Genomic DNA, 5,037 nt, shown 5'->3' on the forward strand with positions numbered 1-5,037 from the left:
CCCGCCGCGCAGCCCCCGGCCACCCGGCGCCAGGGCCGGCGCGCCGTGCCCGCCCCCGCGGACGAGGGCCCGCGCGGCACGCGCTGAGCGGGGCGGTGCCGGGCGGGCCCTCGGGTCCGGGTGCTGCGGGGCGCAGCGGGGGTCGTCGCGTGCGGTCAGGCGCCGAGGCGCTCGCGGACCTGCACCAGCGACGGGTTCGTGGCGGCGGAGCCGTCGGGGAACAGCACGGTCGGCACGGTCTGGTTGCCGCCGTTCACCTGCTCGACGAACGCCGCGGCGTCCGGCAGCTGCTCGATGTCGACCTCGGTGTACGCGATGCCCGCGGAGTCGAGCTGCGTCTTCAGGCGGCGGCAGTAGCCGCACCAGGTCGTCGAGTACATCGTCACGGTGCCCTCGGCGGGCAGGTCCTGCGTGGTCGTCATCGTCTGCCTTCGCATGGTCGGTGTCGCGTCACCGGTCTGAACGCCCGGCGCCCGCAGGATCATCCCGGACGCGTCCGGGACCGCGCGCACGCGCCCCTGGGGACGGCGGTCCCGGCGTGTCGGCGGGAGGTGCGAGGATCGACGGCGATGCCTGCCGACGACCTCCTCGACGCCCTCGACCCGGACCAGCGGGAGGTCGCGCGCGCCCTCACCGGGCCGGTGTGCGTCCTGGCCGGGGCGGGCACCGGCAAGACCCGCGCCATCACGCACCGGATCGCCTACGGCGTGCGCACCGGCGTCTACGCCCCGACCAGCGTGCTCGCCGTGACGTTCACCGCCCGCGCGGCGGGGGAGATGCGCACCCGCCTGCGCGACCTCGGCGTGGCGGGGGTCCAGGCGCGGACGTTCCACTCGGCCGCGCTGCGCCAGCTGCGGTACTTCTGGCCGAAGGTCGTCGGCGGCCCCTCGCCCCAGGTCCTCGCCCAGAAGGCGCCGGTCGTCGCGGACGCCTGCCACCGGCTGGGCCTGTCCGTCGACCGGGTGTCGGTCCGCGACCTCGCGTCGGAGATCGAGTGGGCCAAGGTCTCCCGGATCACGGCCGAGGACTACGTGCGCGCCGCCGCGGCGGCCGACCGTCCCGCGCCCGCCGGCCACGACCACCACGTCGTCGCCCGGCTCATCACGGCGTACGAGGACGCCAAGGACGCGCGCGGCGTCATGGACATGGAGGACATCCTCTGGCTGCTGTCGGGGATGCTGGTCGAGAACCGCGCCGTCGCGGACGAGATCCGGCACCAGTACCGCCGGTTCGTCGTCGACGAGTACCAGGACATCTCCCCGCTGCAGAAGTTCCTGCTCGACCAGTGGCTCGGCGGGCGCGACGAGCTGTGCGTGGTGGGCGACCCGAGCCAGACTATCTACTCGTTCGCCGGCGCGACGCCGCACTACCTGACCCGGTTCACCGCCGAGCACCCCGAGGCGCAGGTCGTCCGGCTGGTGCGCGACTACCGGTCGACGCCGCAGGTCGTGGGCCTCGCGAACGAGGTGCTGCGCCGCGCCCCGAAGGACCGGGCGGCCCGCTGGGAGCCGCTCGAGCTCATCGCGCAGCGCCCGTCCGCCGGACCCGTGCGGTTCGCCGTCTACGACGACGACGAGGCGGAGGCCGCCGGGGTCGCCACCCGGATCGGCCGGCTGATCGCGGCCGGCACCCGCCCCAGCGAGATCGCCGTGCTGTACCGGACCAACGCGCAGTCCGAGGCGTTCGAGCAGGCGCTCGCGCACCAGGGGATCGGCTACGTGCTGCGCGGCGGGGAGCGGTTCTTCCAGCGCAAGGAGGTCCGCGACGCGATCGTCCGGCTGCGCGGCGCCGCGGTGGCGGCCGAGGCCGACGTGCCGATGACGGAGACCGTGCGGGACGCGCTGCGCTCGGCGGGCTGGACGGACGAGCCGCCCGCGGCCCGCGGCGCCTCGCGCGAGCGCTGGGACACGCTGCACGCGCTGGTGACCCTCGCGGACGACCTGGCCGCGGCGGCGGAGCGCGCGGGCACCCGCGCGACGGTCCAGGACCTCATCGCCGACCTGGACGAGCGCGCCGCCGCCCAGCACGCCCCGACCGTCGAGGGCGTCACGCTCGCGTCGCTGCACGCCGCCAAGGGCCTGGAGTGGGACGCGGTGTTCCTAGCCGGCCTCAGCGAGGGCCTGGTGCCGTGGGCGTCCGCCGACACCGCCGCCGACCTCGCGGAGGAGCGTCGGCTGCTCTACGTCGGGATCACCCGCGCCCGGCAGCACCTCGAGCTGTCCTACGGCCGGTCCCGCACCCCGGGAGGCCGGGCGACCCGGCGGCGCTCGCGGTTCCTCGACGGGCTGTGGCCGCAGGAGGGGCGTGCCCGGTTCGGCGACGGGCGGCCTCGTGCCGTCCCGCGCCTGACCGGCGAGGTCGACGCGGAGCTGCTGGCCGCCCTGCACGCGTGGCGGGCCGACCTGGCCCGGGCGACGGCGAAGCCCGCCTACACGGTCCTCGGCGACGCGACGCTGTCCGCCATCGCCGAGCTGCGCCCGGCGAGCGTCCCGGAGCTGGCCCGCGTCCAGGGGATCGGCCCGGCCAAGATCGACCGCTACGGGCCCGACCTGCTGGCCATCGTGGCCGGTCGCAGGCCCGCGGCGGGCGAGGCGGCGGCGGCCGGCTGATCGGCCGATCGGGGGACCCGGGGGAACTCGTGGAAAAAACTCTCGATAAATCGGTTGTGCCGCCCGCGAGGGCCCCTCTACGGTGAACGAGTCCTGCTGGAAGGCCGTGCTGCGCGAAGCGGCGGCGGCCCGATGACGAGAAGGAGGTGTGGTGCTGTGAAGAACAACTTCGACGAGTTCGGCGTCGGCGCGATCGCGCTGCCGTTCCTGGCACCCATCTCCGGCGAGATCCAGGGGACCGCTGTGTCCCCCGCCGCCCCGGGCACGGGCATCCGTGGCTTCGGCGGCACCGGTCTCCGGCTGCGTGCGCGCGATCTCTCGTCCCGCTCCGACTCCGTCCCAGGAGGACCGGTCATCTGAGTCGATGACCAGCCCGTCCAGGCCGCGGAGTCCACCGGATTCCGCGGCCTTCGTCTTCCCCGGCACCTGCAGGGGGGCGAGGCAGCTGCGGATCCACCGCCACCTCGCTCAACCCGCAAGTCATTCAGGAGGACATCGTGCGGCTCACGACGCTGCTCGACACGGTCAACCAGGGCGGATCCGGTCCCTGGCCGCCCGCCTCGACGCCCGCCGTCACCGATGTGCAGTTCGACGCCCTGGTCGCCGGCCTCATCCCGTGCCGGTCCAACGACCCCGAGCTCTGGTTCGCCGAGCGGACCGCCGAGGTCGAGCAGGCCAAGGCGCTCTGCCGCACCTGCCCGCTGCTCGAGGGCTGCCTCGCCGGCGCCGTCGAGCGGCAGGAGCCCTGGGGCGTGTGGGGCGGCGAGGTGTTCGTCGGCGGCCAGGTGGTCGCGGTCAAGCGCGGCCGCGGCCGGCCCCGCAAGGACGCCAGCCCGGCGGCCTGACCGCCCCGCGGGCCCGGCGCCCGGTCCGAGCGACCGGGTGCCGGGCCCGCCGCGCGTCCCGCGCACCCTGCGGCCGTCAGCCGGCCAGGGCCGCGCACCCGCACTCGGGGTGCGCGGCCCAGCGGCGCAGCCGCGGCGCCACGGAGGGCACCGGGACCTCGTACTGCGCGCCCGCGGTCGAGGGCGCGCCGCCGTCCAGGTGCGCGAGCACCTCCGCGGCGGCGAGCCCGCCGACCACCGCGGTCAGGGCGGCCGGGGGCTCCGCCGCGCCGTCGCCCGGCCCGGGGGCGACCAGCTGCGCGAGGACGGTCGGCCACGCCGGGTCCGCTTCCGCCCGGTGCAGGTCCAGGCAGCGCACGCAGGGCGGCGGCGGCCCGCCGGGCGGAGCCGGCCGGACGAACGGACCCACCAGCGCATCGGCCTCCCGGGTCACCACGGGCAGGTGGGGCAGGTCGGCACCGAGCAGCGCGAGCGCCGTCGCCGGGTCGGGCGTGTCAGCGGCCACCGTCACGACCACGTCGGGCGGGTCCGCCAGGAGCGCGGCGAGGCCCCGCCCCGTCCGCACGCGGGTGCGCGGCGCCAGCGCGCGCAGGACGCCGCCGAGCGCGGTGGCCCGGTCGGGTCCGTCGCCGGCCGGCACCAGGTCCTCGGGACCGGTCGGCCGCGGGTCGTCGAGCAGCAGCGTGCCGACGCCCGCGAGGGCGAGCGTGGTCGCGACCGCGGTCCCGGCCCGGCCGAGACCGGCGACCGCCACCGTCGCGGCCGCGCGCCGCCGCACCGAGTCGACGCCGTCGCCGTCGGCGCGCGCGAGGCCGTGGGCGAGGGCCTCGGGCCGCAGGTCCGGCCGGACCCGTCGCGCGCGCGACGCGCTCGGGCGGAGCAGCCCCGCGGCGCCCAGCGCGTCGAGCGCCGGGGCGGGCAGCGCGTCGTCGACGCGGCGGTCGCCCGCGCGGAGCAGGCGCTCGGCCCGCTCGGGGGTCAACCCCGCGATGCGCACGGCCCACCGCGGGTCGAGGCCCACCTGGACCTCGTCGGTCGCGCGCCGCAGCACGCGGAGTCCCTGTCGGAGCTGCACGGCGCCCCACCCCCGTCCCGTCGAGTACCACCACCGTGGCACCCCGGGCGGGGGCGGACGCCGTCGTCCACAGGTCGGGTCCTGCTCAGGCCTTGCCGAGGATCCGGTTCAGCTTGGTGCTGCACACCGGGCAGGTGGCCTTGGCCATGCGGCGGCCCGACTCGGAGACGACGACCTCACCCTCGGCCTGGCGCTTCTCCTTGCACTTCACGCAGTAGAACTCGCCGGCGTAGGTCTCGGCCATGTCTGTCTCCTCGGATCGGTTCGGCGGCGCCGCGTCCCGGCGCCCGGGCCAGTATCCACGCCGTGCGGCGGTCGCGGGAGGGTTCCACCCGCCCGTCGTGCGGCAGTTGGCCCAGATCAGGGCCCTGAACCGCTACGGTGCTGGACGTGCAGCCGTCGCGGGAGCACCCCCGGACGCCGGTCGACCCGGTGCGCTCGGCCGCGCCCGCAGCGGCGGCCGCGGCCGCCGCCCCGCGCCCCGCCTCCGCCGCCCACGCCGCGAGCG

6 protein-coding genes are annotated in these 5,037 nt (G+C 77.0%); 3 read left to right on the forward strand and 3 right to left on the reverse strand.

Translation table 11 applies throughout. The features are described from left to right. Nucleotides 1–155 precede the first annotated feature (155 nt). Entirely contained in the window at nt 156–422 is a 267-nt protein-coding gene (locus J5O08_RS20265; RefSeq protein WP_217616882.1) for a mycoredoxin, read from the reverse strand. A gap of 147 nt (nt 423–569) precedes the next feature. On the opposite strand from J5O08_RS20265, the gene J5O08_RS20270 reads away from it, so the two are divergent. The 3 genes from J5O08_RS20270 (at nt 570) to J5O08_RS20280 (ending at nt 3,454) form a co-directional block, all read left to right on the forward strand. Then, nucleotides 570–2,609 (forward strand): ATP-dependent helicase, encoded by a 2,040-nt coding sequence (locus J5O08_RS20270; RefSeq protein WP_218708713.1) that lies wholly within the window; start codon nt 570–572, stop codon nt 2,607–2,609. Between the two features lie 156 nt (nt 2,610–2,765). Next, entirely contained in the window at nt 2,766–2,969 is a 204-nt protein-coding gene (locus J5O08_RS20275) for a hypothetical protein (RefSeq protein ID WP_217616880.1), read from the forward strand. 137 nt (nt 2,970–3,106) lie between these two features. Then, the gene (locus tag J5O08_RS20280) at nt 3,107–3,454 is read left to right on the forward strand and encodes a WhiB family transcriptional regulator (protein ID WP_147794226.1); all 348 of its coding nucleotides are present in this window, start codon (nt 3,107–3,109) and stop codon (nt 3,452–3,454) included. A 76-nt stretch (nt 3,455–3,530) separates the two neighbouring features. Here J5O08_RS20280 and J5O08_RS20285 read toward each other — a convergent pair whose 3' ends face one another. Both J5O08_RS20285 and J5O08_RS20290 read right to left on the reverse strand, forming a co-directional pair. Then, entirely contained in the window at nt 3,531–4,529 is a 999-nt protein-coding gene (locus J5O08_RS20285; RefSeq protein WP_218708715.1) for a ThiF family adenylyltransferase, read from the reverse strand. A gap of 85 nt (nt 4,530–4,614) precedes the next feature. Then, nucleotides 4,615–4,773: a DUF5679 domain-containing protein gene (locus tag J5O08_RS20290; protein ID WP_147794224.1), complete on the reverse strand. Its 159-nt coding sequence runs from the start codon at nt 4,771–4,773 to the stop codon at nt 4,615–4,617. Nucleotides 4,774–5,037: the final 264 nt, after the last annotated feature.

The sequence above is a fragment of the Cellulomonas sp. PS-H5 genome (assembly GCF_019265565.1).
Taxonomy (GTDB): Bacteria; Actinomycetota; Actinomycetes; order Actinomycetales; family Cellulomonadaceae; genus Cellulomonas.

Excerpts from the sequence above, each read along its gene's own strand:
- J5O08_RS20265 (WP_217616882.1), bottom strand. The coding sequence starts at position 422 with ATGACGACCACGCAGGACCTGCCCGCCGAGGGCACCGTGACGATGTAC.
- J5O08_RS20270 (WP_218708713.1), top strand. The coding sequence starts at position 570 with ATGCCTGCCGACGACCTCCTCGACGCCCTCGACCCGGACCAGCGGGAG.
- J5O08_RS20290 (WP_147794224.1), bottom strand. The coding sequence starts at position 4,773 with ATGGCCGAGACCTACGCCGGCGAGTTCTACTGCGTGAAGTGCAAGGAG.